Annotated in this window: 25 protein-coding genes; 14 read left to right on the forward strand and 11 right to left on the reverse strand. The window is 61.7% G+C overall.

Annotated elements, in window-relative coordinates; all coding sequences use genetic code 11:
• Positions 1-279 precede the first annotated feature (279 nt).
• The 4 genes from ASD83_RS16085 to ASD83_RS16100 are packed head-to-tail and all read left to right on the forward strand — an operon-like array spanning position 280 to position 3,290.
• A complete protein-coding gene (locus ASD83_RS16085) occupies positions 280-645 on the forward strand; it encodes a GntR family transcriptional regulator (RefSeq protein WP_056312802.1) in 366 nt (121 codons plus the stop codon).
• Positions 642-1,541, forward strand: coding sequence for an ABC transporter ATP-binding protein (locus ASD83_RS16090; protein WP_056312805.1), 900 nt, complete (start codon positions 642-644; stop codon positions 1,539-1,541). The genes ASD83_RS16085 and ASD83_RS16090 overlap by 4 nt, the downstream gene beginning before the upstream one ends.
• Positions 1,538-2,431 carry a hypothetical protein gene (locus ASD83_RS16095; protein ID WP_056312806.1) on the forward strand — a complete coding sequence of 298 codons (894 nt, stop codon included), beginning with the start codon at positions 1,538-1,540 and terminating at the stop codon, positions 2,429-2,431. Before ASD83_RS16090 ends, ASD83_RS16095 begins: the two co-directional genes overlap by 4 nt.
• A gap of 49 nt (positions 2,432-2,480) precedes the next feature.
• Positions 2,481-3,290 (forward strand): hypothetical protein, encoded by an 810-nt coding sequence (locus ASD83_RS16100; RefSeq protein WP_056312809.1) that lies wholly within the window; start codon positions 2,481-2,483, stop codon positions 3,288-3,290.
• Here ASD83_RS16100 and ASD83_RS16105 read toward each other — a convergent pair.
• On the reverse strand, positions 3,287-4,159 hold the full coding sequence (locus tag ASD83_RS16105) for a glycosyltransferase family 8 protein (protein ID WP_056312811.1): 873 nt from the start codon (positions 4,157-4,159) through the stop codon (positions 3,287-3,289). The genes ASD83_RS16100 and ASD83_RS16105 overlap by 4 nt on opposite strands.
• Positions 4,160-5,038, reverse strand: coding sequence for a glycosyltransferase family 8 protein (locus ASD83_RS16110; RefSeq protein ID WP_056312813.1), 879 nt, complete (start codon positions 5,036-5,038; stop codon positions 4,160-4,162).
• Positions 5,039-5,274: 236 nt separating this feature from the next.
• Here ASD83_RS16110 and ASD83_RS16115 point away from each other — a divergent pair, with 236 nt between their 5' ends.
• Positions 5,275-6,312 (forward strand): DUF2793 domain-containing protein, encoded by a 1,038-nt coding sequence (locus ASD83_RS16115; RefSeq protein WP_056312815.1) that lies wholly within the window; start codon positions 5,275-5,277, stop codon positions 6,310-6,312.
• Here the strand turns inward: ASD83_RS16115 and ASD83_RS16120 are convergent.
• Positions 6,301-6,885, reverse strand: a complete 585-nt coding sequence (locus ASD83_RS16120; protein WP_056312817.1) for a TetR/AcrR family transcriptional regulator — start codon at positions 6,883-6,885, stop codon at positions 6,301-6,303. The genes ASD83_RS16115 and ASD83_RS16120 overlap by 12 nt on opposite strands.
• A 72-nt stretch (positions 6,886-6,957) precedes the next feature.
• Here ASD83_RS16120 and ASD83_RS16125 point away from each other — a divergent pair, with 72 nt between their 5' ends.
• The gene (locus ASD83_RS16125; protein ID WP_056312819.1) at positions 6,958-7,365 is read left to right on the forward strand and encodes a VOC family protein; all 408 of its coding nucleotides are present in this window, start codon (positions 6,958-6,960) and stop codon (positions 7,363-7,365) included.
• Here the strand turns inward: ASD83_RS16125 and ASD83_RS16130 are convergent.
• Positions 7,359-7,958, reverse strand: a complete 600-nt coding sequence (locus tag ASD83_RS16130) for a hypothetical protein (protein WP_056312821.1) — start codon at positions 7,956-7,958, stop codon at positions 7,359-7,361. The genes ASD83_RS16125 and ASD83_RS16130 overlap by 7 nt on opposite strands.
• 126 nt (positions 7,959-8,084) lie before the next feature.
• On the opposite strand from ASD83_RS16130, the gene ASD83_RS16135 reads away from it, so the two are divergent.
• Positions 8,085-8,975 carry an NAD(P)/FAD-dependent oxidoreductase gene (locus ASD83_RS16135; RefSeq protein WP_056312822.1) on the forward strand — a complete coding sequence of 297 codons (891 nt, stop codon included), beginning with the start codon at positions 8,085-8,087 and terminating at the stop codon, positions 8,973-8,975.
• A 75-nt stretch (positions 8,976-9,050) separates the two neighbouring features.
• On the opposite strand, the gene ASD83_RS16140 is transcribed toward ASD83_RS16135, so the two are convergent.
• The gene (locus ASD83_RS16140; protein ID WP_056312824.1) at positions 9,051-10,091 is read right to left on the reverse strand and encodes an aldo/keto reductase; all 1,041 of its coding nucleotides are present in this window, start codon (positions 10,089-10,091) and stop codon (positions 9,051-9,053) included.
• A 70-nt stretch (positions 10,092-10,161) separates the two neighbouring features.
• Between ASD83_RS16140 and ASD83_RS16145 the strand changes: the two genes are divergently transcribed.
• On the forward strand, positions 10,162-11,202 hold the full coding sequence (locus tag ASD83_RS16145; RefSeq protein WP_200946524.1) for a rhodanese-related sulfurtransferase: 1,041 nt from the start codon (positions 10,162-10,164) through the stop codon (positions 11,200-11,202).
• Here the strand turns inward: ASD83_RS16145 and ASD83_RS16150 are convergent.
• Positions 11,199-11,513, reverse strand: coding sequence for a HigA family addiction module antitoxin (locus ASD83_RS16150; protein ID WP_056312827.1), 315 nt, complete (start codon positions 11,511-11,513; stop codon positions 11,199-11,201). The two genes, ASD83_RS16145 and ASD83_RS16150, sit on opposite strands and share 4 nt — an antisense overlap.
• Positions 11,485-11,769 (reverse strand): type II toxin-antitoxin system RelE/ParE family toxin, encoded by a 285-nt coding sequence (locus ASD83_RS16155; protein WP_056312829.1) that lies wholly within the window; start codon positions 11,767-11,769, stop codon positions 11,485-11,487. The genes ASD83_RS16150 and ASD83_RS16155 overlap by 29 nt, the downstream gene beginning before the upstream one ends.
• Before the next feature lie 120 nt (positions 11,770-11,889).
• Here ASD83_RS16155 and ASD83_RS16160 point away from each other — a divergent pair, with 120 nt between their 5' ends.
• Together ASD83_RS16160 and ASD83_RS16165 are read left to right on the forward strand one after the other, a co-directional pair.
• Positions 11,890-12,819: a LysR family transcriptional regulator gene (locus tag ASD83_RS16160; RefSeq protein ID WP_056312831.1), complete on the forward strand. Its 930-nt coding sequence runs from the start codon at positions 11,890-11,892 to the stop codon at positions 12,817-12,819.
• A 20-nt stretch (positions 12,820-12,839) separates the two neighbouring features.
• Positions 12,840-14,453: a GMC family oxidoreductase gene (locus ASD83_RS16165; RefSeq protein ID WP_056312833.1), complete on the forward strand. Its 1,614-nt coding sequence runs from the start codon at positions 12,840-12,842 to the stop codon at positions 14,451-14,453.
• 167 nt (positions 14,454-14,620) lie between these two features.
• Here ASD83_RS16165 and mbfA read toward each other — a convergent pair whose 3' ends face one another.
• On the reverse strand, positions 14,621-15,601 hold the full coding sequence (gene mbfA, locus ASD83_RS16170) for an iron exporter MbfA (protein WP_056312836.1): 981 nt from the start codon (positions 15,599-15,601) through the stop codon (positions 14,621-14,623).
• A 168-nt stretch (positions 15,602-15,769) separates the two neighbouring features.
• Here mbfA and ASD83_RS16175 point away from each other — a divergent pair, with 168 nt between their 5' ends.
• Positions 15,770-16,024 (forward strand): hypothetical protein, encoded by a 255-nt coding sequence (locus tag ASD83_RS16175; protein ID WP_056312838.1) that lies wholly within the window; start codon positions 15,770-15,772, stop codon positions 16,022-16,024.
• A 266-nt stretch (positions 16,025-16,290) separates the two neighbouring features.
• On the opposite strand, the gene ASD83_RS16180 is transcribed toward ASD83_RS16175, so the two are convergent.
• Complete coding sequence (locus ASD83_RS16180; protein WP_056312839.1) at positions 16,291-17,544, reverse strand: NAD(P)/FAD-dependent oxidoreductase; 1,254 nt, start codon at positions 17,542-17,544, stop codon at positions 16,291-16,293.
• 39 nt (positions 17,545-17,583) lie between these two features.
• On the reverse strand, positions 17,584-18,504 hold the full coding sequence (locus ASD83_RS16185; protein ID WP_056312841.1) for a LysR substrate-binding domain-containing protein: 921 nt from the start codon (positions 18,502-18,504) through the stop codon (positions 17,584-17,586).
• Positions 18,505-18,616: 112 nt separating this feature from the next.
• Here ASD83_RS16185 and ASD83_RS21045 point away from each other — a divergent pair, with 112 nt between their 5' ends.
• Both ASD83_RS21045 and ASD83_RS16190 read left to right on the forward strand, forming a co-directional pair.
• Complete coding sequence (locus ASD83_RS21045; protein ID WP_156386013.1) at positions 18,617-18,763, forward strand: hypothetical protein; 147 nt, start codon at positions 18,617-18,619, stop codon at positions 18,761-18,763.
• Positions 18,764-18,820: 57 nt separating this feature from the next.
• Positions 18,821-19,231, forward strand: a complete 411-nt coding sequence (locus ASD83_RS16190) for a hypothetical protein (protein WP_056312843.1) — start codon at positions 18,821-18,823, stop codon at positions 19,229-19,231.
• 10 nt (positions 19,232-19,241) lie between these two features.
• Here the strand turns inward: ASD83_RS16190 and ASD83_RS16195 are convergent, their stop codons facing one another.
• Positions 19,242-20,117 carry an extensin family protein gene (locus ASD83_RS16195; RefSeq protein WP_056312845.1) on the reverse strand — a complete coding sequence of 292 codons (876 nt, stop codon included), beginning with the start codon at positions 20,115-20,117 and terminating at the stop codon, positions 19,242-19,244.
• Between the two features lie 91 nt (positions 20,118-20,208).
• Here ASD83_RS16195 and lepA point away from each other — a divergent pair, with 91 nt between their 5' ends.
• Complete coding sequence (gene lepA / locus ASD83_RS16200; RefSeq protein WP_056312847.1) at positions 20,209-22,014, forward strand: translation elongation factor 4; 1,806 nt, start codon at positions 20,209-20,211, stop codon at positions 22,012-22,014.
• Positions 22,015-22,034 lie beyond the last annotated feature (20 nt).

Below are 22,034 nucleotides of genomic sequence, written 5' to 3' on the forward strand. Positions count from 1 at the left end.
AGCGAGCGTTTCCCTCCGCAACATGCAAAAGGGCCTACAGACGTTCGCAAAGTGGATCAGAGAGCCAAGGACCGGAAAACCGGAAAAAGGCGGCCGACTTAGGCAGAAACGTATATCCCCTCTTATGCCGAAAAATCGTGGCAAGAGCAAGACCGCAAACGAAAATCCCTTTTCGTGCATCAGGCTAGGCCAGAGGAGGAGATTCTCCGCGCTCGGTAACAGTGCTTGACTCGGCGATTTAGTGTGCTACACATCTATCACACTAGATAGGCGCGACACATGGATGATTTTCACGCGAGCCAGCCGATCTTCGTGCAGATCCGGCAGCGGCTGATCGAGATGATCCTGCGTGGCGCAGTGGGGGAGGGCGATTCGCTTCCCTCGGTGCGCCAGATTGCAGCAGAGCTATCGGTCAATCCGCTGACGGTCACCAAGGCTTTCGAAGCCTTGGTCGAGATCGGCGTGGTCGAAAAACGGAGGGGTCTTGGCATGTTCGTTACCCAAGGCGCACGCGACAAACTGCTGTCCCACGAACGCGACAAGTTTCTCAAAGAGGATTGGCCGCGTATTCTCACCCAGATCAAGGCGCTCGACCTCGATCCGAAAACCCTCTTTGCCGAAACCCCGGTGGAGCCCAAACCATGACCGATATCAACCAGACCATCGAGCCCGTTGTCACCGCACGGGGCCTCCGGAAAAAATTCGGCCGCAAGGAAATCCTGCACGGTCTCGATTTCGACATTCCACCCGGCCGCATCTATGGCCTTGTCGGCCACAATGGCGCGGGCAAGACCACGACGCTCAATGCCATGCTGGGCCTGACGAGCTATGAGGGCACGATCCGCGTGCTCGGCGAAGACCCCTTTGCGCGCCGCGCCAAATTGATGGAGAACGTCGCCTTCATTTCCGACGTCGCGAGCCTGCCGCGCTTCTTGCGCGTGCGCGAGCTCTTTGCGCTCCTCTCCAATATCCATCCCAATTTTTCGACCGACAAGGCGCGCAGCTTCCTCGAAGGCACCGACATAAAGCCCGAAATGAAGATCAAGACGCTTTCAAAGGGCATGGTGGCCCAACTCCACCTCGCCGTGGTTATGGCGATCGACGCGAAACTGCTCGTCCTCGACGAGCCGACGCTCGGCCTCGACATCACCTATCGCAAGCGCTTTTACCGCCGTCTTCTCGAAGATTACATGACCGAGGAACGCACGCTGATCATCACCACCCATCAGGTGGACGAGATCGAGTTCATGCTCTCCGACATCATGTTCATCCGGGATGGCGACCTGATCCTCCACATGCAGATGGAGACGGTGAACGAGAAATTCTCCCAGCTCGTCACCAACGAACCCGAATTTCAGGCGCAGGCCCGCGCCCTTGGGCCGGTCTATGAGGAAACCCGCTTCGGTCAGACCGTCTTCATCTTTGACGGCATTGCACGCGAGCAGCTTGAGCCGCTGGGAAAAATCTCCACCCCGACCCTGTCCGACCTTTTCGTCGCGCTGATGCAACGGCCGACCGCCAATCCGGAGACGGCCCGATGAAGGCTTTTTTGGCACTCGTCCATCGCGAATATATCGAACATCGCGGTGCCTTCTTCATTGCGCCGCTGGTCATGGTGGCCCTCGTCTTCCTCCTCACCATTCTCGCCTTCAGTGTCGAGCGCATCAACACACGCTTTTCCGGTCAGATGCTGACCGTCATGCCCACCTGGGTTTTTGAAGCCGGCTTTGCCGCGCTTGCCGCGGGCTGGCTCATTTATCTCGGTTTCGTGCTGTTCTTCTATTGTGCCGACGGCTTTGCCGCCGACAAGCGCAACAACGCCATGCTGTTCTGGAAGTCGATGCCGGCTTCGGATTTCAAAGTGCTGCTCAGCAAGCTTGCTGCCGCGCTGACCATCCTGCCCGGCTCGGTCTTTGCCGTCGCTTTGCTCAGCATTCTTCTCATGTTCGGCGTTGCTTATGTGACGACGATGATCGCCGGCCTCGGCAGCGCGACCCTCCTCTGGAATATTCTGGGCATCTTCGCGCAGATGAGCCTTGTGCTGCTCGTCGTCGTGGTCTGCGCCCTTCTCTGGTACCTGCCTTATATGGCGCTGGTGGGGGCCATGGGCACGGTCGCCGGCCGCTGGGCCATTCCGCTGGCGCTGCTGCTGCCCTCGGTGCTTTCGGTGCTCGAATGGGTCCTCCTTGGCGGCGGCATGCATCCCTTCGCCACGCGCACCTGGGCATTCCTTGACTACCGCTCGCAATTCCCGGTGTCGTTCGACTATCTCGACCGCATCTGGGAAGGGCAGGAAATGTTCGACGCCACGCGTTTCATGGTGGATTTCCTGCAAAAGTTCGATTGGTTGCAGGTCGGCATCGGCGCAGTCTTCGCCCTCGTTGCGATTTACATCGCCAGCGAATATCGCCGCCGCTCCGCCGCCAATTGAGCCTTTATGCCCCAACATGCTAGGGAGCGGTCCAAACAGGACCGCTCCCATGTCGCTTCCCACCATTGTCAGCTTTTGGCACGGCCCGATGAGCTGGCTGGAAATTCTGTGCATCCGCTCCTTTCTCCGGCAGGGACACAGGGTAGAAGTCTATTCCTATGACCCCATAAAAGGTCTGCCCGCCGGCGCCGAATGGCGCGATGCGGCAAAGGTGCTGCCGCAGGAAAAGCTGGTTTTTTACAAGGGCCGCGGCACGCCCGGCGTCTTTTCCGATCATTTTCGCTACGCAGCGCTAAAGGCTGGGCTCGGGGTCTATGCCGATCTCGACATCTATTGCCTGCGCCCCATGGCGGGGTCATTCGACTATCTCATGGCCTGGGAGCGCCCCGGTTCGGTCAACGGCGCCGTGCTCTATATGCCGGCCGACGCCCCGCTGCTGGCCGATCTGCTCTCGGTGTTCGAAGAAAAAAAGCGCCCGCTCCTTGAGCCGCACCTGCCGCCGCTGCGCCGTATTGAAGTCGCCATCCGCCGCCTCGTGGGCGACCGGGTAACGCCCGAGCACATGCAATATGGCGCAACCGGCCCCATGGCTCTCACTCATTTCGTCGCCGAGCATGGTTTCGTCGCGCGCGTCCTACCCTCGGCAACCTTCTACCCCGTGCCCTATGAAGGCATCCCGGCGCTGATGAAGTCAGGCTCCGACCTCGACGCAGCGATAAAACCAGAAACTCTTGGCATCCACCTCTGGCGCAGCCAACTCACCGACCGCGGCCGCGCCGGCCTGCCGCTCCCCGAAGCGGGGAGTGCATTGGCCGAACTCTGCGCCCGCGAGGGACTTGATCCAGCAAGTATTGCCTAGCGGCCCAGCCGCAACGTCTTCAGCCACCAACGCTTCCAACGATGCCGCGCAAAGCGATAGAACAGCTCATTGGTCATCACGTGGCGATAAAACCGCGCAAAGGCCACGGACTGCAGCATGCCCGCGAGCACCCCCCAGGGTTTGCGTTCGGCGGTATAGTGAAGAATGGCGGGGTCGACGCCATCATGGGCATGGCGCGCATCGATGACATTCCAGCGCCAGGGCAATTTCAGCCATTTGCCCTTGAAGATCAGGTTCAGCAGGTCCTGATCGTAGTAGATCCGCTGCATGATGCCTGCGGCATAGGCCTCTTCCATGCGGCCGATAACATCGGCTTCGCGCCATTTGGCGATGTCGATCAACACCATGCCGGCGTTGAAATAGTAGTCGGCGGGATCGAAAATATCGCGGTTCTGCTTGAGATCGCGCCGGCCGGTAATGAGGGCCCCGATCGAGTCGCGCACCGCCGCGATGGAATTGCCCTCAAGGTCGAGCTCGAAAAAGAAGGCCACGTCTTCGCGCACCAGCATGTCGCAGTCGAGGTAAAGGATACGGGTGACATCGGGGCCGACCAGCCGGTCGATCATCAGCCGCGCATAGACGATATTTGAAAGGCGCTTGTTCTCGGGCATGCGCCCGGCAATGTCCCGGAACATGTTGGACTGGTCGAGATCGTACCACCGCAGCTCCACCGGAAATTCTTCGGTGATGCATTCGAGATCGGCGCGGTGCGCTGCCGTCAGCGTGCGATGACAGAGATGAAAGACCAGCTCCTGCCGGCGATGCGAAAACAGGCATACCGAACGCATAGTCGCATAGGCGGGCGCCCAGAAATTGTCGTCGAACGTCAGTGCAACATGCATCGCCATCTATCGGCCCAATCCAAGCCTTTTCGTCCACTTCCGCTTCCAGCGGTGCCGGGCGAAGCGATAAAAAATGTCGTTGGTCATCACGTGCCGATACCAGCGGGCATAGGCGGCGCGGCGCAAAATGCCCGACAGCAGAAACCAGGGTTTACCCCTCAGCGTATAGTGCAGGATGGCTGCATCGAGCGCTTCATGGGTTGGATGGGCATCGATCGTATTCCAGCGCCAGGGCAGTTGGGTCCAACGATTATGGAAAACGAGGTTGAGCATATCCTGGTCGTAGTAGAGCCGGTCCATCAGTCCCCGCCCGGCGATGGCAGCGATCTCCGCTTTGACATCGATCTCGCGCCATTGGGCAAGGTCGATGACCAGCATGCCGGAATTGAAATAGGGATCGGCAGGGTCGAAAATACCCCTGTTCTGCCGCATCTCCCTCCCCGCCGCGATGAAGGGTGCAAGCGAATCGCGCACGGCCCCGAGGGGGCGCCCTTCCAGATCCATGTCAAAAAGCTGCTCGATCGGCGCGCGCACCAGCATGTCGCAATCGAGATAGATGGCGCGCTCGATATCACTGGGCAAAAGATCGGCCACCAGCATGCGGGCATAGACGATTTTCGGCCATTGCACCGAAGCGGGTAGTTCGGCCACGAAGAAGTCGAACAGCGCGGAATCGGCCACCGGATACCAGCGCAGGCTCGCCCCATATTCGCGCACCACGCCTTCAAGATCATAGCGATGCTCATCGCTGATCGGCATATGGAAGAGGTGAAACACCAGGTCCTTGCGCCGATGCGTCGAGAGGCACACCGAGCGCATCACCGTAAAGGCCGGGGCCCAGAAATTGTCGTCGAAGGCGAGGACGATATGGATGGGTGCGCTCATTCCGCTCTCGGGCCTGGAGGGTTTTCAGGAAGAATGGAAACCATTCTTCCGGTTCGAAAACGCGACAAACAAAAAATCTGGGCCGTTCACCGTTTCGACGAAACGGTGAACGGCTCGGGATCGAAGGCATCTCATAAAGGCTCGCACGCCAAAGGGAAGAAAAATCCAGTTATCCCGCTAATCCCCGCCCCTCAAGGCGGGTGGACAATGGGGCCATCGCAAAGAGGATTGACCCCATGGACGACACCCCGCGCCTGAGCCTGCCGCAGATCATTTCCGGGCAGGCGCTCAAACACATCACCCACAATGAAGCCCTGATGCGGCTCGACGCTTTGGTACAGGCGAGCGTCGAAGCGAGCACGGTCACGGCGCCACCCGCAACCCCGCTCGACGGCGAAGCCTGGATCGTTCCAGCATCCGCCACTGGCGCCTGGGCCGGGCATGGCGAGGAAATCGCCGCCTTCCAGGCCGGCGCCTGGACATTTTACGACCCCGCGCCCGGCTGGCAGGTTTTCGACAAGGCGAGCGGCACGCTCTGCATTTTTTCCGGCACCGGCTGGATTGCCGTCGCCGCCACCGGCGCCGGCCTGCCGCAACTGGGCATCAATGCCGACGCCGACACCACCAATCGCCTGTCGATCTCGGCCGATGCGACGCTCCTCAACCACGACGGCGCGGGGCACCAGCTCAAGCTCAACAAGGCGACTTCGGGCGACACGGCCAGCCTCCTCTTCCAAAGCAATTGGTCGGGCCGGGCCGAAATGGGGCTGCTTGCCGACAATGCCTGGCGCCTCAAGATCAGCAGCGACGGCAGCATCTGGAGCAATGCCCTGGTGATCGCTGGGGATGGCAGCGCCAGCTTTGCCGGCGCCCTAAAACCCCTTACCGACAATGCACAGACCCTCGGCGCCAGCGGCGCGCGCTGGAGCGCCGTCTGGTCGGCCACCGGCACGATCCAGACCTCGGACAAGCGCCTCAAGACCGATATCTTTCCGTCCGATCTCGGTCTCGATTTCATCCTGGCGCTGAACCCGGTGCGCTACCGCTGGCGCGACAATGCCGCGGACGAGCGCGTCCACTACGGCCTTCTGGCGCAAGAGGTCCTCGCCACCGCAAGGGCCCATGGCGCGCCAAACTTCGGTGGCCATGTGCTGGTCGATGACGAGGATGCCGATAGCCAGCAAGCCCTGCGCTATTCAAGCTTCATCGCGCCAGTTGTCGCCGCCGTTCAGGCTCTGGCGGAGCGGGTGCACAAACTGGAATCAGGTCTTTAGGCCCCTAATCAATGCCCTGATCGCCTTGCGGTAGTCGGCCAGTTCTTCGGCCGGCGCCAGGGCGGCGCGATCAAAGAGCGCGTCGAGCAATTGCGCCAGCGGCATCACCGGCAGGTCGCGGATCGCGCCGGCCTCTACCGCCGCGGCGACGCCTTCAACCAATGTCCTCAATCCGAAGCGCGAATTGATGGCTTCAAGCCTTTGCCGTCCGATCACCGCCGGCGCGTCGATGAGCAGAATGCGCCGCCGCCCGATATCCTGCATGGCGGCGAGATAGGCGTCGCCGCCTTCGATCAGCGCGCGCACGGGGCCGGGTTCATCTTCGCCTCCCGCCGCCGCATTGATCGCAAGCGCCAGAAGCGCATGCTCTTCCTCGACCACCGCCTCGAACAGCGCCTGCTTGTCGGCAAAGTGGTGATAAAGCGCGCCGCGGGTCACCCCGGCGGCGGCCGCAATGGCGGGCGTATTGGTCGCGGCATAGCCATTCCCGGCGAATTGCCGCCGTGCCGCCGCGATCAGCGCGCGCCGTGTGCCCTCCCGCCGCTCTTCCTGCGTTTTGCGACCCTCTTGCATACATGCAGCCTGTTTGTTAAATTACATACAGTCAGTATGTATTTGTTTTCGTCATTTCGCAAGGAGAGACCCATGTTTTCGGCTTATTATCCGCTCTTGCAGGTCCGGGATGTCGCCGCCACAGCCTCATTCTACCAGGACCTCTTCGGCTTTACCGAGGTCTTTGCCAGTGACTGGTACATGCATCTGCGCGCGCCAAACGGGCCACAGGAACTCGCGATCATCGTCTATGACCACGAAACCATTCCCCCCGAAGGGCGCGCCCCGACCTCAGGCCTGATCCTCAGCTTTGAAGTTGCCGACGCCGCAGCGGAGGCCGCGCGCTTCGCAACCAAAGGCATAAGAATTGCCCAGCCGCTCCGCGACGAGGTTTTCGGCCAGCGCCATTTCATCGCCAGCGACCCCAATGGCGTGCTGCTCGATGTGATTACCCCGATTGAGCCCGATCCCACCTGGCTCTCTGCAGCGGGCGCTCAGTAATACCAGCTCAGCGCCGCGGCGGTTTTCGCGTTGAAATGCAGCGTCACCGTCACGTCGTTGATCGGGTCGGTGACGCCTTGGGTAAACTGCCGCTGCAACAGCGTAATGGTTTCCGCCGCGCTGTCCGATCCCTTGAGGACATAGTCGAAGCAGTCGATACCTTCGCTGCGCCCTGATCCAATCTGGGTCTTGAGGTCCCAAAGCGGGCGGCCATTGAGGGCGGTGCCGTCGGCGCGCTTGACGGCGCGAAGGGTCGGCACCCAGTCATAGCCCGTCTCGCAGATATAGCGGCCCTCTTCGAATGTGCCGTGATCGGTGAAGATCACGTCATAGTCGGCGTCCCAGGCATTGCCGATCTCATAGGTCGCGCCCGTGTCGGTGACCTCGAGATAGATATCGGACCACGAGCAACTGCCCTCGTCCTCGGCATAACACCAGCGCGCAGAACTGCGCATCAGCGTGGCGATGTCGGTGATGGGGACGGGCTTGCCGATCTTCATCCGGTCCAGCACGCCCTGGGTCCCCGTATCGAAAGCCAGAGCCGGCGAAATCCCAATGAGACCAATAACAAGGCAAGCGAAAAGACGACGCATATTCTCCCTCCCGAGGGGCTGTCCGCGCCGCACTCTAGGTCAAACCACCGGAGAGCGAAACCTTGGCTTGACATCTGCGTAATGTTATTACATTGCAGGTGTCATTGCGACGAACGGAGATCTTTCATGCAGGATGTCATCATTATCGGCGGCAGTTTTGCCGGCCTCACCGCCGCCATGCAGCTCGGCCGCGCCCGTCGCAAGGTCACCGTGCTCGACACCGGCCTCAACCGAAACCGCTACGCCGAACATGCCCATAATATTTTCGGCCATGACGGCACTCCGCCGGGCGAGCTGCTCGCATCAGCAAGGGCGCAGATCGCGCACTATCCAACGGTAAAAATGATCAGCGGGAAGGCCGTGGGCATCTCAGGCGAACCGGATAATTTCGCCGTCACCACGGCGGAAGGCGAGACGATCTCCGGCCGCCGCCTGATCCTCAGCTATGGCATTGTCGATGAATTTCCCGCCATTCCCGGCTTCGCCGAGAGCTGGGGCAAGACCGTCATTCACTGCCCGTTCTGCCATGGCTATGAAGTCGCGGGTACGCGCTGGGGCCTTGTCTATTCCTCGCCCATGTCTCTTCATGGACCAATACTCTACGCCAATTGGACCGATGACATCACGCTGATCCTTGATGGGCACGAGATCATCGCGGAAGAGCGCCACAAGCTCGAACAGCGCGGCGTTAAAATTGTCGATGGCAAACTGGCTGCCATCCATCATGAGGCCGGCCGCATTTCCGGCGTCACCATGGCGGACGGCGAAAAGATCGGGCTCGAAGCTCTCTATGCCCATCCGCACAATCGGCCGTCGGCGGACCTGCACCTGCAGCTTGGTCTCGACATGAAGGATACGCCCACCGGCACCATGATCGCCGTGAGCGATATGCAATTGACCTCGCGCCCCGGCATTTTCGCCGCCGGCGACCTGACGACCGGCATGCATTCGGTCACTTTTGCCAACAATACCGGCTCAATGGCCGCCATGGGCGCATTGCAATCGATGATGGTTTGAGGTTTTTCATCCACCGTGTCATCCCCGCTTTCACGGGGATGACACGGTAAGTTGAGGGCCGGTCTGGTCGCTCCTCTACCGCAGCCAGCCCTGCGGACGCGGATGCAGCTCCATTTGCCCGTCCTTGGTCGCCTCATCAATCGCCACAATTTCCGCCGCACTCAGCTCGATATTGTCGATCACCCCGAGATTATCCTTGAGCTGTTCGAGCGTCCGCACGCCGATCAGTGCCGAGGTAACCTCCTTGCGCCGCAACACCCAGGCGAGCGCCAGTTGCACCAGCGACTGGCCACGATTCCTGGCAATGGCGCTAAGCTTGTCCACCGCGTCGAGCACGCGTGGCTCGACATGGCTGGCGCGTAGCGAACCATTGGGATTGGCGCCGCGCGTCCCCGCCTTGTCGCCACCCGACGAATATTTCCCCGACAGCACCCCCTGCGCCAGCGGCGAAAAGGCGATCACGCCGATGCCCAGTTCGCCACAGGCATCGATGGTGTGATCGTTCTCGATCCAGCGGTTGAGCACCGAATAGCTCGGCTGGTGAATGGTCGTCGCAACGCCCATGTCTTTGAGAATCCGATGCGCCTCGCGCGTTTCCTTTTCGGGATAGGACGAGACCCCGACATAGAGCGCTTTGCCCGATTTCACCGCATGGGCCAGTGCGCCCATGGTTTCCTCAAGCGGCGTTTCGGGATCGAAACGGTGGGAATAGAAAATATCGACATAGTCGAGCCCGAGCCGCTTGAGGCTCTGGTCAAGGCTCGCCAGCACATATTTGCGGCTCCCCCACTCGCCATAGGGACCCGGCCACATATTGTAGCCCGCTTTGGTCGAAACGATCATTTCGTCGCGATAGGGGTGAAAATCGCGCGCCATCACCTGGCCGAACAGTTCTTCCGAAGAGCCGGCCGGCGGCCCGTAATTGTTGGCGAGATCAAAGTGGGTAATGCCCTGATCGAAGGCATAGCCCAAAATTTCCATGGCGCCGGGATAGTCGCGCGTGCCGCCAAAATTCTGCCAGAGGCCGAGGCTCAAAACCGGCAATTTCAGCCCCGAGCGCCCGGAGCGGCGATATTGCATGGTGTCGTAGCGTGCGTTATCCGCCCGATAGGTCATTAAGAGTCCTCCCGATGTCTTGCTTGCGGCGGCCCGTGACGCCGGGCCCGGCCAGTGGTATGAGCGCGCCATGACCGCGCCCACACACAATTCTGCCCCCAGAGTGCACCAGGACACCCATCCCTTCAAGGTGATGGCGATCTACAAGTTCGCCTCCCTCCCCGATGCGGAAGCGCTCAAAACCCCGCTCGCCGCTTTCTGCTGCAACCGCGGCATCAAGGGTACGCTCATTCTCGCCCCCGAAGGCATCAACGGCACGGTGGCCGGTACGCCCGACGCCGTGGACGCGCTGGTCGATTTTTTGTTCGTCTCCGGTCCCTTCGGCGCGCGCCTTCTTGGCGCGGAAACCAAATATTCCTTCGCCGACACCGCACCGTTCCTCCGCATGAAGGTGCGGCTAAAGCCTGAAATCGTCACCCTCCGCGCCCCCGAGGCCGACCCCTCCAGGCAGGTCGGCACCTATGTCGAGCCCGAAGACTGGAACGCGCTTATTGACCGCAACGACGTGGTGCTGGTCGATACCCGCAACGATTACGAAGTCGGCCTCGGTACCTTCCAGCGTGCCCTCGATCCCAAAACCGCAAGCTTTGTCGAGTTCAAGGACTATGTGGCGAAAAACCTCGATCCCGCCCGGGACAAGAAGGTCGCCATGTTCTGCACCGGCGGCATCCGCTGCGAAAAGGCATCGAGCTATCTGCTTAGTCAGGGCTTTGAGGAGGTGTTTCACCTCAAGGGCGGCATTCTGAAATATCTCGAAGTGACGCCGAAGGAAGACACCCGCTTTGCCGGCGAATGCTTCGTCTTCGACGAACGCGTCTCGGTCGGCCACGGCCTCGAACTCGGCGACGCCACCCTCTGCCGCGCTTGCCGCCATCCGCTCACCGAAGCCGACCGGCGCCACGAGCACTTTGCCGAAGGCCTGACCTGCCCCTATTGCATTGGTGACACGGCCAAGCACGAAGCCGCGGCGGAGCGGCAGAAACAGATGGACCTCGCCAAAAAGCGCGGCACGGCGCATCTGGGCGACGCCGTCGCCGAGATCGCCGCAAAAGCCAAGGCACAAAAACAGGCGCTGGCCGAAGAGTCGCGGGCCCGCAACGAGCGCGACTAGGCTGCGCGCGGCTCTATTGTCTCAAGATCATCGCCCAGCTCGCGCCGGCGCTGCATGAGGTCGAACTCGATCTGGAGGGACAAGAAAAATCCCTCGGAAAGGCCGAAGTAGCGCGCCAGCCGCAGGTCCGTATCGGCCGTCACGCCACGCTGCCCCAGCACGATCTCATTGATACGGCGAGGCGGCACATGGACCGCGCGGGCGAGCGCGTTCTGACTGAGCCCCATGGGCTTCAGAAATTCTTCGAGCAGGATTTCGCCGGGATGCGGATTAGGCAGGGTGTCATCCATGGTAGTCGACAATTTCGACATTGCGCGGTCCTCCTTCATCCCAGACAAAACAGATGCGCCATTGATCGTTGATGCGAATGCTCCATTGGCCGGCCCGGTTGCCCTTGAGTGTTTCCAGCCGATTGCCGGGCGGCACCTTGAGGTCGCTGATGACGCGAGCGGCATGCAGCAGGCGGAGCTTTCTGAGGGCAACGGACTGAATGTCGGCCGGCAGCCTTCGGCTGCGGCGACCGTTCCAGATCAGCTCCGCTTCGCCGTCCGAAAAACTCTGGATCATACCAGAATATAACGCGTCTCGTTATATAACGCAATGCGTTATGCGCCATTCAACGCATAGACATGTTCTATGCGAACACCGATATTCCGGCCTATCGACGCAATTGCATAAGCCAATCCTATGGACCTCGACCAGCTTCGCACATTTGACCGCATCGTTCGCGAGCAGAGTTTTACTAAGGCGGCGGCCTATCTGAATATCACCCAGGCTACGGCCTCGATGCGCATGCGGGCGCTCGAACAACTGCTGGGCGTCACCCTTTTCGTGCGCGGGCGAACGGTGACGCTGACCGATCAGGGCATGACCTTCCTGCCCTTTGCCCGCCGCATCATCGGCACGGCGCAGGAGGCGCGCGAAGCTCTGCGCCGGGTCGAGCGCGGCCGCATCGCCATCGCCTCGCTTCGCAGCCTCGTCTCCCCGCTGATCACCGAAAGCCTGCTGCGCTTCCAGGAAAAATATCCGGCGGTGGATGTCGTCGTCAACGAAGGCCGTCAGGCCCAGATCGCCGCCATGCTGCATGAGCGCGATGTGGAAATGGGCATTCTGTGCTGGCCCAATCTCGATCCGCTGATCGTCGACCTCATCCCCCTTCTGATCATGCGCGAGCGCGTGCCGCTGGTGGTTTCGGCCGACATCGCCGCCCGCCTCCCGGCCCAGCCGGGCATCGAGGAGGTGCTGGCGCTGGTGCCACGCGTCATTTCGCTGCGCTGGTGGCAGGCTGATCCGGAAACCGCCACGGTGCTGGCCCGCCTTGGCCGCACCAGCGTCGAACTCCCGACCGGCCCCGGCCGGCGCCTTGCCATCAAGGGTCAGGGGCTGGGCTTTTTCGTCCAGTCGGCCGTGGCCGATGACCTCGCGGCGGGGCGGCTGGTGGAAATCACCCCGGCCGATTTTGGCCCGCTCCATCGCGACACCGCCATGGTGGTGCGTTCCAAGGCGGCGCTGGAGCGCCCGATGCTGGCCGATTTCATCCGCGAGATCGCGGCGGAATGCGCGCGAGTGGGCGAAATTATTGATAATCGCCTAGAGGTCTTCCTGCCCGCCGCTTAAGATTAGAAGCGGAGGACACCATGCCCACATATGATTTCGTCATTGCCGGCGGCGGGTCGGCGGCTTCCGTCACCGCCTGGCGCCTGGTCAAGGAATTCGGCTTTTCGGTGCTGATGCTCGAGCGCGGCCGTGAGCGCACCAATCGCATCATGGCGATGCCGGCCGGCTATATGAAATATCTGGGAGAGGACACGTTCCTCGAAATGCACCAGACCGTGCCGCAGCCCCAGCTTGGTGGCCGTGCGCCCATCGTGCCGGTGGCCAAGGTGCTTGGCGGCGGCTCCTCGGTCAATGCCATGGTCTATATGCGCGGGCAGAAGGAGGATTATGACGGCTGGGCCCAAAGCCTAGGCAATGACCCGAGCTGGTCCTATGATGCCATATTACCCCATTTCAAGGCCGTGGAAGACAATGCGCGTCTCCATGATGGCTTCCATGGCTCGGGCGGTCCCCTCCGCGTGTCCGACCCCGGCTATACGACGCAAACGACGCACGATTTCATCGCCGCCGCCCAAGCGCTCGGCCACAAGCCAAACCCCGATTTCAACGGCGCCAGCCAGTTCGGCGTTGGCATCATGCAGCACACCTATGGGCAATGGGGCCGCTACAAGGAGCGCTCCGACGCGGTCAAAGCCTTCCTCGATCCGCTGAAATCCGACGGCAGGCTGACGATTATTTCCGGCGCCCGCGTCGATCGCATCACGATCGAAAAGGGCCGCGCCACCGGCCTCGTCTATACCACGAACGGCGAGAGCCACACCGTCCGCGCCGAGCGCGAAGTGCTCGTCGGCGCCGGTACTTACAATAGCGCCAAGCTGATGATGCTCTCGGGCATCGGCCCCGCCGATCACCTGCGCCAACACGGCATCGCGGTCACCGCCGATATCCCCGGCGTCGGCCAAAGCCTGCAGGACCATCACGAAGTCCCGGTTATCGCCACGACCAAGGATAAGTCCGGCTATTTCGGCCAGGACCGCGGCTGGAACATGGTGCGCAACGGGCTTCAATATCTTCTCACCAATACCGGCCCGGTGACCACCACCGGCATCGAAGCCTGCATGTTCTTCGATCCCGATGGCGGCAGCCGCCCGACGATCCAGCTCTATTGCGCGCCCATCGTCTATCTCGATCGCGACGTCTCGGCCGCCAAGCCGACCTATGGCGTCACCTTCACCTCCTGCCTCCTCCGCCCCAAGGCGCGCGGCAGCGTCACCCTGCGCTCGGCTAATCCCGCGGATCAGCCGGTGGTGAACTGCAATTTCTTCGGGCATCCCGACGATCTCAGGCTCACCATCGCGGCCCTCCACGAAGCGCGAAAGCTGCTGAAATCGGCGCCCCTGACCGAAAAGATCGATACCGAACTGCTGCCCGGCCAGGCGGTGATGGACGATCCCGAAGCGCTCAACCGCTATTGCGGGCAAACAGTGAAGACCAACTATCACCCCGTCGGCACGCTGCGCATGGGCCGCGATGATGATCCGACGGCTGTGGTCGATGCGGCGTTGAAGGTGCGCGGGATCGACGGGTTGCGGGTCATCGATTGTTCGATCATGCCCCAGATCGTGTCAGGGAATACCAATGCGCCGGCCATGGCGATCGGATCGAAGGCCGCGAGCCTTTTGGCGGGACGCTAGACCCCTTCCTCCCATTAACCCTCATGGTGAGGTGCCCTCGGGCTTGACCGAGGGCCTCGAACCACGAGGGTGTGGCACCGTGCCTCCACTCGCGCGCCCCGTGGTTCGAGGGTCGCTCCGCTCCCACCTCACCATGAGGGCTACTGGATACTCAGTGGTGTGCCCGCTCAAGCCATGCCGATAAAGACCCCCGCCGCAAACACCAGCGCGCCGCCCAGCACCACCTGCAACACAGCCCGCCAGAACGGGGTCTGCATAAACCGCTTCTGAATAAAGGCGATTGCCCAAAGTTCGAGCAGAACCACCGCTCCGGCAATAAAGGTCGCGGTCCAGAAATCGTGGATCAGATAGGGCAGGGCGTGCCCGAGCCCGCCTACCGCCGTCATGATCCCCGCGGCAAAGCCGCGCTTGATCGGCGAGCCACGCCCCGTCAGCTTGCCATCGTCGGAAGCGGCTTCCGTAAAACCCATAGAAATGCCGGCGCCCACCGCGGCGGCAAGCCCGACCAGAAAGGTCTGGTGGGTATCGCCCGTCGCAAAGGCCGCGGCAAAGACCGGCGCCAGCGTCGACACCGAACCATCCATCAGCCCGGCCAGACCCGGCTGCACATAGGTGAGGAGAAACTGGCGATGCGCCTCGTCCTTTTCCGTATCGTGGCCCGCATCCCCGAGGAGCTTTTCATCGAGTTTGGTGGCTGATGCGGCATGGCCGCGCTCGGCCACCGCCAGATCGCCGAGCAGCTTGCGAATGCCCACGTCATTGGTCTGCTTGGCCGCTTCAAGATAGAAATGGTAGGCGCTTTCCTCTATTTCCCAGACCTGCTGGCGCGCCTGTTCGAGCGTCAACGTCTTGAGGAGCCACACCGGCTTGCGATTGAGGAAACCGCGCACATGCTCGCGGCGAATGGGCACGAGGCGCTTGCCGAACCGGTCGACATAGATATCGAGCAGCCGCCGGCGATGCTCGTCCTCTTCGGCCGCCATGGCTTCGAGCAGCGCCGCCGTGCCGGGAAAAGTCTCGCCCAGCCGCGTTGCCAGTTCGGAATAGATCCGCCCGTCTTCTTCCTCGGCCGCGATGGCGAGAGACAGGATTTCACGCTCCGACAGCGTCTCGAAAGCGCGTCTGTTGTCCGGCCACAGGGTAAACATGCCCGCCTCAAAGTTTAGAATTGTTCCAAACAATGATTAGAACGGTTCTAATGTTTGGGCAAGAGGCATCTGGCCCGGCGGCGTTAACGCTCTTTCTCGCCCTGGCAGCGCCAGCCATTGCCGCCAGGGTCGCGCATCCCCATCTGCATGGCTCGAAAGGGAATAAATATGTCCAGCGAGAAGCCATCGCCAGATCACGCAGCGTTCGAAGCCCAGCGGCGGCGCTCCAATGTCTATGCGTTTCGCAAGCTGAAATGGGGAAACCCGGAGCGGATCAGGGCATCGGTCGGAAACACGTCCCGGCCACAAGGCACCGCGCCCCTGCCCCTCGCGCGGCAGAGCAATGGCCGAGCGCTTAACATCGCGCTGCTTGTCGCCATCGGCTTTGTCTGCGGTGTCGTCGCGGTGGTCGCGCTGGGTTAGGGCGCAATGAAGGTCGGGCCAAAGGCCCCCTCACCCCAACCGAATTCGCGATAGCGAATTCGGTGAGCCCTACGGGCCGACCGCTCCCCCGAAGGGAGAGGTGGGGAGGGTGCTAAAGTCGCGGAGCGACACCTCTCCCTCTGGGGGAGAGGTCGCCGCAAAGCGGCGGGTGAGGGGGCCTTTCGGCAATCTCCCCGCCACTCGAGCATTGCTCTCGTGGCCTCCCAGCCTCAAATCGCTCCACAGCGATTTGCCTCGCGGGACGGCTAGGAGCCCAGGAATCTCCCCATCCTGAACGGCGTCACATCGATCGCTGTCGCTTCCCCGGTCATCATCTGCGCCAGCAGCTCGCCCGTTGCCGGCCCCAGCGTAAAGCCATGATGGGCGTGGCCGATGCCGGCAAAAAGCCCTTCATGTTTCGGCGCCTCGGAAATGATCGGCATCATATCGGGCGTGCAGGGCCGCGCGCCCTTCCAGGGCTGCGGATCGACGCGTTCGCCCAATGGAAACACTTCCTTGGCCGCCGCCTCCGCCTTGCCGAGCTGGATCGGCGTCGGCGCCGCGTCGCGGAGGTTAAATTCCGCGCCCGTCGTCAGGCGAATGCCCTGGGCCATAGGCGCCAGCACATAGCCCACTTCCGCATCGAGCAGCAGGTGATTGAGCGCCGCGCCCTCGGCGGGCTTATAATGCATATGATAGCCGCGCTTGACGAAGAGCGGCAGGCGATAGCCCAATTTGTCGAGCACTTCGGGGGCCCAGGGCCCGAGCGCAATCACGGCCTGTTTCGCCGTGTGCAGCGTGCCGCCGACCCGTGTCTGCCAGCTGCCGCCATCCTGCGTCAGGCCCGAGGCTTCGCCCGACACAAAACTTCCGCCAAGCTTTTCGAAAAGCTTGAAATATTGGGTGACGAGCCCGCCGGGATCGGTGACAGTCCAGGGATCGGTCCAATGAATGCCGCCCGCCAGCCCCCCGATCAGGCTCGGCTCCAGCGCTTTCAGCCCCGCCCAATCCACCACTTCATGATGGATATTGAACCGCGCCCGGTCCTCTTCGGCCTTGGCGGCTTCGCGCTGCAGTTTTTCGAGCGTGCGGAAAACCAGATACCAGCCCTCTTTCGAAATCAGCTTTTCCGCATCCGGCCCCGCCTCGGCGATCAGCGCCGCATGGGTATCGATCGAGCGCGCGATCAGCGGCGCATAGCTTTGCACCACCTGCCGATAGTGTTCGGGCGAGGAGGCCCACCAATATTTCAGGAGTGGCGGCGCAATGCGCGGCAAAGCCAGCGGCTCGTAGCGGGCTGCCGTCGAGAGATGCAGCCCCACCTGCATCAGGGTATGGAGATCGCGCGGAAAAGCGTGCGGCCGCACCCCTTCGCGCTGGATGATACCGGCATTGCCATAGGAGGTTTCGCGGCCGGGCTGGTTCTTGTCGACAAGGGTAACGCTGCGCCCGCGTTTCAGCAGATGGATCCCGGTGGCAATACCGACAATGCCGGCTCCAAGGATCAGGACGTCTTGCATATTCGCCTCCTTGACGAATTTCCGGCCGTCGCGGTCCGCCTAGCTGGCGTCCGGTCCGGACTGAAACAGATAGCCTCTGGCGCTGGCGGCCACTTCCTCGGCCAGCCAGTCGCGAAACAGTTTTAGTTTTTTGGATTCGCGCCGGCCCCTGGCGGTCGCCAGATAGTAGCCATAGGTGCTCTGGACCGGCTTTTCGAAGGGCCGCACCAGCCTTCCATCGCATACCGCGTCGGCGCTCATCATGTCGGCAGCAAGCAGAATGCCCTGGCCGGAAATGGCGGCATCAAAGGCGAGCGAGGCATCGGAATAAACCGGCCCCGAAAGTTTCAGGTTCGGGTCAAACCCGGCAGCGCCGAGCCAGAGCGGCCAATCGAGCATGCTCGTCTGGTCCGCGATCACGGGAATTTTTCCAAGCTCGGCCATATTAGGATAGCGCCGCAATAATTCCGGCGCACAAACGGGCTGAAAGTCCTGCCCACCGATCAGGCTGAGGGAAACACCCGGCCAATTGCCGTCACCGAAACGAATGCCGCAATCAAGGTCCGGCCGGGTCAGGTCGAGCATGGCGGCGGTCACCGTCAGCCGCACTTCGAGCCCGGGATGGCGCGAAGAGAATTTGTTGACCCGCCAGATCAGCCAGCGTGAGGCAAAGACACTGCCCACGGTAATATTGAGCACGCCCTCATGCGCCCCGGTCAGCGTTGCCAGCCCGTCGCGCAGCGAGGCAAATCCGGCCGACAGCTGGGGCAGGATTTCGATCAGCTCCGGCACGGGCTTGAGCCCCTGGGGCGTGCGGGCAAAGAGCTCCATCCCCAGCCGCTCCTCGGCGCGCCGCAGATGCTGGCTGACAGCGCCCACGGTCACGCCCAATTCCTCGGCGGCCGGGGCCAGCGCACCGGCCCGCGCCACGATTTCGATGGCCCGCAGGGCATTGAGCGGAATGGGGAAGGGATTGCTCATATAGATTTTCTATACCCCGGCAAAAACCTTGTCCATTGCGGCGAGGGAGGCTCGGGCGCAAGGTAAAGACACTTCAACACCGCCCCGCAATTTTAGCGAACAGGAGACCGCCATGTCCCGCCTGAACGAGCTTTTGCGCCTTGTCTTCGCCTGGCTCAACGCCCCCGCCGCCTCATCGTCCATGGAACCAGAAATGAGTGCGAGGGATTGGGCTGACCTGCCCCCGCATCATCCCAGGGCCGATGGCACGCCGTGCTGAAGCCATAATCGGGCTGACAATGGCGGGAAACCTCTTCCCCGAGCATGGAGTGCCCACGTGCCCCGCTTCGCCCTAGCCCTTTCCGTTCTTGCTCTGACCATTGTCGCTCCCCTGGCGCAGGACGCCGCGCCGGCCCCGGCTACCGCCCCAGCCGCTGCCCCGACGATCACCGTTGACCCCCACGCCATTGTGGATGCCATGCCTAAGCAGGGTCAGTTGCTGACGGGTCTCTACGCCACGCAGGCCACTATCGAACTGTGCAACATCACTGTCGCTGAGCCGGGCGTCACCGCCATGGCCGCGCACCGCCGCCAGCTCGAAACCGAGTTCCATCTCGAAGGCGAAACGGCCGTAAAAGCCTATGAGACCGTCAAGGCCGATGTCGAAAAATCCGGCGTCGATTGCACCGAAGGAAGCCCCGACCGCCAACAGACCGACGCTGTTATCGCCGTCTATTCGGGCACCTGAGCGGTTTCAGCTATTCGCAGATCTGCGCGGTGCAGGTCTGCCCATGGCAACCGAGGTCGAGATGCAGATGGTCTTCATGATCGGCATTGGCCTCGGGCCCGAGGACAGTGGTGAACTTTCCGCAGGCCGCCCCGTGTGATTGCCGCAGCAATTTCGCCTCGGGTGTCGTCGCCGGCAGCCAATCATCCTTCACCACAATGCTGCGGCCATCGGCGAGGGTAAAGCCGACGAGGTCCACGGCATTGGCAAAGCCGTGCTCGGAGGTGAACTGTTCCGCCCCGCCAACCCGGCCACGGCACATATAGCTGGTGCCCGTCTGCAGAGCGACGAGTTCGCTATCAAGCGCCGCCTTGGCATAGGCGTCCACCTCGCCCGCCCAATCCACCAGCGCCGTAGCCATCTCGCAATTTGTCTCTATCGGGCTCGTCAGCTCCACCGTCTTTCCATTCAGGTTCAGCGCCGTCACCTCGAGCGGGGATTGCGCCATGCACACCCCCTCAGCGATCGGCGGCAGCATTTTTGCGACGACCGCGCCGGAAAGCAGCGCCGGGCAAGCGGTCTGATAGATTCGCTCGTCCACCACCGCCTCTTCTTTCACAGGCTCCGGTTCTGGTTCGGGCGTAACCTCTAGCTCAGGCGCCTCGACCGGTTCTTCTGGCTCAGGCTCCTCGCCCAGCCCTTCTGGACGCGGTTTTGGGAGAGGCGGCGGGGTTTCCGCTTCTTCCTTCACCTCCGCCGCAGGTTTGGGCGCGGGCCTTGTCGCCGGGGCCCTTTGCGGCACCAGGTCTTCGACAAAATCCTCGAGGGGTTTGAAAAAATCCTGCGCGGTGACCGATACGGGCAGCAGGACCAAAACGGCGGCGAAGGTGCGGTAGGGAAAAGCCATGCCCCTCCAAACGCAGTTCTCATGCGAACGTTGCCGTTTACCGCGCGGAAACCATCTTTCTCCGCTCCGCGCCTTCTGCTATCAGGCGCGAATGACCACGCCGATCAAAAACATCCGCAATTTCTCCATCGTCGCCCATATCGACCATGGCAAGTCCACGCTCGCCGACCGGCTGATCCAGCTCACCGGCGGATTGGACCTGCGTGAGATGAAGGAACAGGTCCTCGATTCGATGGATATCGAGCGCGAGCGCGGCATCACCATCAAGGCGCAGACCGTGCGCCTCAATTATAAGGCCAAGGACGGCGAGGACTATGTCCTCAACCTCATCGACACGCCCGGCCACGTCGATTTCGCCTATGAAGTCAGCCGCTCCATGGCCGCCGTCGAAGGCTCGCTGCTGGTGGTCGACGCCTCCCAGGGCGTCGAGGCGCAGACCCTTGCCAACGTCTATCACGCGCTCGACGCCAATCACGAAATCGTCCCCGTCCTCAACAAGGTCGATCTGCCCGCCGCGGATATTCCGCGCGTCAAAACGCAGATCGAGGACGTTATCGGCATCGACGCGTCCGACGCGCTCGAAATCTCGGCCAAGACCGGCCTTGGCATCGACACCGTGCTCGAAGCCATCGTCACCCGCCTCCCCGCCCCCAAGGGCGACATCGACGCGCCGCTCAAAGCCCTCTTGGTCGATAGCTGGTACGACACCTATCTCGGCGTCGTCGTTCTCGTCCGCATCATGGATGGCGTGATGAAGAAGGGCCAGCGCATCCGCATGATGGCCTCGGGCGCCGTTTACGAGCTCGATCGCGTCGCCGTGCAGACCCCGAAACTGGTGGAAGTCAAGGAGCTTACACCCGGCGAACTCGGCGTTTTCACCGCCTCGATCAAGGAAGTGGCAGATACCAATGTCGGCGATACCATCACCGACGATCGCAAGCCCACCGCCACCCCGCTGCCCGACTTCCGTCCCGCCCAGCCCGTGGTGTTCTGTGGCCTCTTCCCGGTTGATGCGTCCGACTTCGACGAACTGCGCGCCGCCATGGGCAAGCTGCGCCTCAACGACGCCAGTTTTTCCTTCGAAATGGAAACCTCTGCTGCGCTCGGCTTCGGTTTCCGCTGCGGCTTTTTGGGCCTCTTGCATCTCGAAATCATCCAGGAACGCCTCTCCCGCGAGTTCGATCTCGATCTGATCGCCACCGCCCCTTCGGTGGTCTACGAAGTGCAGATGACTTCGGGCGAAACGATCCTGCTGCACAATCCGGCTGATTTGCCCGATGTGATGAAGATCGAAGAAATCCGCGAGCCCTGGATCAAGGCGACGATCCTGACGCCCGACGAATATCTCGGCGCGATCCTAAAGCTCTGCCAGGACCGCCGCGGCATCCAGAACAACCTGTCCTATGTCGGCAATCGCGCCATGGTCGAATACGACCTGCCGCTCAACGAAGTGGTCTTCGATTTCTATGATCGATTGAAGTCGATCTCGAAGGGCTATGCGAGTTTTGATTATCACCTCGATACCCATCGTGAGGGCGATCTGGTGAAACTCTCGATTCTGGTCAATGCCGAGCCGGTCGACGCGCTCTCCATGCTGGTGCATAGGTCTGTCGCCGAATCACGCGGCCGCCTGATGTGCGAAAAGCTCAAGGAGCTGATCCCGCCCCATCTCTTCGTTATCCCGATCCAGGCCGCCATCGGCGGCAAGATCATCGCCCGCGAAACCGTCCGCGCCATGCGCAAAGACGTCACCGCAAAATGCTATGGCGGCGACGCGACGCGTAAACGCAAGCTCTTGGACAAGCAGAAAAAAGGCAAAGCCAAGATGCGCCAATACGGCAACGTCAACATTCCGCAAGAAGCGTTTATTAAGGCGCTGAAGATGGGCGACGAGTAGTCACTTCCTCACCCGTCGTC

The sequence above is a fragment of the Devosia sp. Root685 genome (assembly GCF_001427875.1).
Taxonomy (GTDB): domain Bacteria; phylum Pseudomonadota; class Alphaproteobacteria; order Rhizobiales; family Devosiaceae; genus Devosia.

Excerpts from the sequence above, each read along its gene's own strand:
- ASD83_RS16085 (WP_056312802.1), top strand. The coding sequence starts at position 280 with ATGGATGATTTTCACGCGAGCCAGCCGATCTTCGTGCAGATCCGGCAG.
- ASD83_RS16090 (WP_056312805.1), top strand. The coding sequence starts at position 642 with ATGACCGATATCAACCAGACCATCGAGCCCGTTGTCACCGCACGGGGC.
- ASD83_RS16095 (WP_056312806.1), top strand. The coding sequence starts at position 1,538 with ATGAAGGCTTTTTTGGCACTCGTCCATCGCGAATATATCGAACATCGC.
- ASD83_RS16100 (WP_056312809.1), top strand. The coding sequence starts at position 2,481 with ATGTCGCTTCCCACCATTGTCAGCTTTTGGCACGGCCCGATGAGCTGG.
- ASD83_RS16105 (WP_056312811.1), bottom strand. The coding sequence starts at position 4,159 with ATGGCGATGCATGTTGCACTGACGTTCGACGACAATTTCTGGGCGCCC.
- ASD83_RS16110 (WP_056312813.1), bottom strand. The coding sequence starts at position 5,038 with ATGAGCGCACCCATCCATATCGTCCTCGCCTTCGACGACAATTTCTGG.
- ASD83_RS16115 (WP_056312815.1), top strand. The coding sequence starts at position 5,275 with ATGGACGACACCCCGCGCCTGAGCCTGCCGCAGATCATTTCCGGGCAG.
- ASD83_RS16120 (WP_056312817.1), bottom strand. The coding sequence starts at position 6,885 with ATGCAAGAGGGTCGCAAAACGCAGGAAGAGCGGCGGGAGGGCACACGG.
- ASD83_RS16125 (WP_056312819.1), top strand. The coding sequence starts at position 6,958 with ATGTTTTCGGCTTATTATCCGCTCTTGCAGGTCCGGGATGTCGCCGCC.
- ASD83_RS16130 (WP_056312821.1), bottom strand. The coding sequence starts at position 7,958 with ATGCGTCGTCTTTTCGCTTGCCTTGTTATTGGTCTCATTGGGATTTCG.
- ASD83_RS16135 (WP_056312822.1), top strand. The coding sequence starts at position 8,085 with ATGCAGGATGTCATCATTATCGGCGGCAGTTTTGCCGGCCTCACCGCC.
- ASD83_RS16140 (WP_056312824.1), bottom strand. The coding sequence starts at position 10,091 with ATGACCTATCGGGCGGATAACGCACGCTACGACACCATGCAATATCGC.
- ASD83_RS16145 (WP_200946524.1), top strand. The coding sequence starts at position 10,162 with ATGACCGCGCCCACACACAATTCTGCCCCCAGAGTGCACCAGGACACC.
- ASD83_RS16150 (WP_056312827.1), bottom strand. The coding sequence starts at position 11,513 with ATGTCGAAATTGTCGACTACCATGGATGACACCCTGCCTAATCCGCAT.
- ASD83_RS16155 (WP_056312829.1), bottom strand. The coding sequence starts at position 11,769 with ATGATCCAGAGTTTTTCGGACGGCGAAGCGGAGCTGATCTGGAACGGT.
- ASD83_RS16160 (WP_056312831.1), top strand. The coding sequence starts at position 11,890 with ATGGACCTCGACCAGCTTCGCACATTTGACCGCATCGTTCGCGAGCAG.
- ASD83_RS16165 (WP_056312833.1), top strand. The coding sequence starts at position 12,840 with ATGCCCACATATGATTTCGTCATTGCCGGCGGCGGGTCGGCGGCTTCC.
- mbfA (WP_056312836.1), bottom strand. The coding sequence starts at position 15,601 with ATGTTTACCCTGTGGCCGGACAACAGACGCGCTTTCGAGACGCTGTCG.
- ASD83_RS16175 (WP_056312838.1), top strand. The coding sequence starts at position 15,770 with ATGTCCAGCGAGAAGCCATCGCCAGATCACGCAGCGTTCGAAGCCCAG.
- ASD83_RS16180 (WP_056312839.1), bottom strand. The coding sequence starts at position 17,544 with ATGCAAGACGTCCTGATCCTTGGAGCCGGCATTGTCGGTATTGCCACC.
- ASD83_RS16185 (WP_056312841.1), bottom strand. The coding sequence starts at position 18,504 with ATGAGCAATCCCTTCCCCATTCCGCTCAATGCCCTGCGGGCCATCGAA.
- ASD83_RS21045 (WP_156386013.1), top strand. The coding sequence starts at position 18,617 with ATGTCCCGCCTGAACGAGCTTTTGCGCCTTGTCTTCGCCTGGCTCAAC.
- ASD83_RS16195 (WP_056312845.1), bottom strand. The coding sequence starts at position 20,117 with ATGGCTTTTCCCTACCGCACCTTCGCCGCCGTTTTGGTCCTGCTGCCC.
- lepA (WP_056312847.1), top strand. The coding sequence starts at position 20,209 with ATGACCACGCCGATCAAAAACATCCGCAATTTCTCCATCGTCGCCCAT.